Below are 1,517 nucleotides of genomic sequence, written 5' to 3'. Positions count from 1 at the left end.
CTGTCAGGTCGGCGGGCACCAGGTCGGGCGTGAACTGGATCCGCTGGAACTCACCGCCGACCGCCGCGGCGAGCGACTTGACGGACAGCGTCTTGGCCAGCCCGGGGACGCCCTCCACGAGCAGGTGGCCGCCGGAAAGCAGCGCGACCGCCATCCGCTCGAGCAGCACGTCCTGGCCGACGATGGTGCGCTTGACCTCGAAGAGCACCGGTTGCAGCGGGTTGGCGGACGTCGGTTTAGCGGACGTTGCGTCGGTCATATCTGCGGCCCCTTCCCTGGCCCTGTGCCGCCGCCGCCGAGCGCGGTGCCGATAGGCACCGCGAACCCGATGCCGGCGAACGCGTCCTCGCCGTCGGGGACGGCGATGGAGACGACGATGCCGATGACAAGACCATGCGCGTCCAGCAGCGGGCCGCCTGAGCTGCCCGGGTTGACCGACGCATCGAACTGGATGAGCCCGGAGAACTTGCCGACGTCGGTGTCCGCTGTCCTGTCGAGGCCGGAAACCACGCCGGAGGACACGCTGTCGATCAGGCCGAGCGGGTTGCCGATGGCCACGACCTGTGCGCCCACGTCGGCGCCGCCGCCAAGGTTGGCAGGCACGACGACCTGGGGCAGCCTCGCCGGGATGAGCGCGGCGATGTCCTGCTTCGGGTTGGCGGACGCGATGGACGCTGTCGTCGTGGTGCCGTCGGCGAAGGTGACGGAGATGGCTCCGCCGCCGGAGATGACGTGGTTGGCGGTCAGGATCGTGCCGTTATCCGCCACGATGACGCCGGTCCCGAGCTTCTTGCTGGTGCGGACGAGCACCAGGGACGGCGAGACCCGCTGGTAGATGGCGGGCACGGTCAGGGTAGGCGCTGCCGTCGGGGTCGGCGGCGGCGTCGCGGCCGCGGCGGGTGTCGCGGCTGGCGACCGGGCCAGCAAGGTCGCCAGCACCGCGATCACCACGAGCAGTACGACCGCGCCAGCCAGCCCGGCGGCGAGTCGGCGGCGCGATCCGCGAGTCCCGGGCGGACGCGGTCCGGCGCTCTCGGTACCAGCAGGCTCGCGTCCCATGACCTCTACGCTACGTACGGCAGTTAAGAAAAGGATAAGCGCGGGCCAACGAAAGCGGAAAAGCGGGAGGCGTGCCACCCTGGAGGCAGTCCGCGCCCCGACGGGACCGGGCCCCGAGACGACCGAAGGAGTTCACGCATGACGGAAGCGGCCGACAGCGGCATCCCGGACCGCAAGCGGGTCGGTTTCATCGGGCTCGGGCACATGGGCTCGGCCATGGCCCGCAGGCTTGTGGAGGCCGGCTACGACGTCACGGTGTGGAGCAGGACGGCCGCCCACGTCGACGAGCTGGTCGCCGACGGCGCGACCCGCGCGGACTCCCCCGAGGACGCGGTCGCCGCCGGCCACCTGTTCTCGATGCTGGCGAACGAGGACGTGGTGCGCGCGGTCCTGCCGCCGGGGTTGCTGAGCGCGGCGCCGCCGGGCTTCAGCCACGTCAACCACGCGACGATCAGCGC

At 71.4% G+C, this 1,517-nt stretch carries 3 protein-coding genes; 1 reads left to right on the top strand and 2 read right to left on the bottom strand.

Annotated features, from left to right (window positions below; translation table 11 throughout):
- Together WA805_RS21425 and WA805_RS21420 are read right to left on the bottom strand one after the other, a co-directional pair.
- A partial coding sequence (locus WA805_RS21425; RefSeq protein ID WP_425243219.1) for an AAA family ATPase occupies positions 1–259 on the bottom strand: 259 nt, incomplete at its 3' end.
- Positions 256–1,059: a S1C family serine protease gene (locus tag WA805_RS21420; protein ID WP_422290169.1), complete on the bottom strand. Its 804-nt coding sequence runs from the start codon at positions 1,057–1,059 to the stop codon at positions 256–258. The genes WA805_RS21420 and WA805_RS21425, both read right to left, overlap by 4 nt.
- A gap of 138 nt (positions 1,060–1,197) precedes the next feature.
- Here WA805_RS21420 and WA805_RS21415 point away from each other — a divergent pair.
- Positions 1,198–1,517: NAD(P)-binding domain-containing protein (locus WA805_RS21415; protein WP_425243218.1), on the top strand; the 320-nt coding region annotated here is incomplete at its 3' end.

The sequence above is a fragment of the Trebonia sp. genome (assembly GCF_049794275.1).
In the GTDB taxonomy this organism is placed as follows: domain Bacteria; phylum Actinomycetota; class Actinomycetes; order Streptosporangiales; family Streptosporangiaceae; genus Trebonia.
The sequence above is the reverse complement of the archived record's forward strand: the minus strand, read 5'-3'. Positions and strand labels throughout refer to the sequence as shown.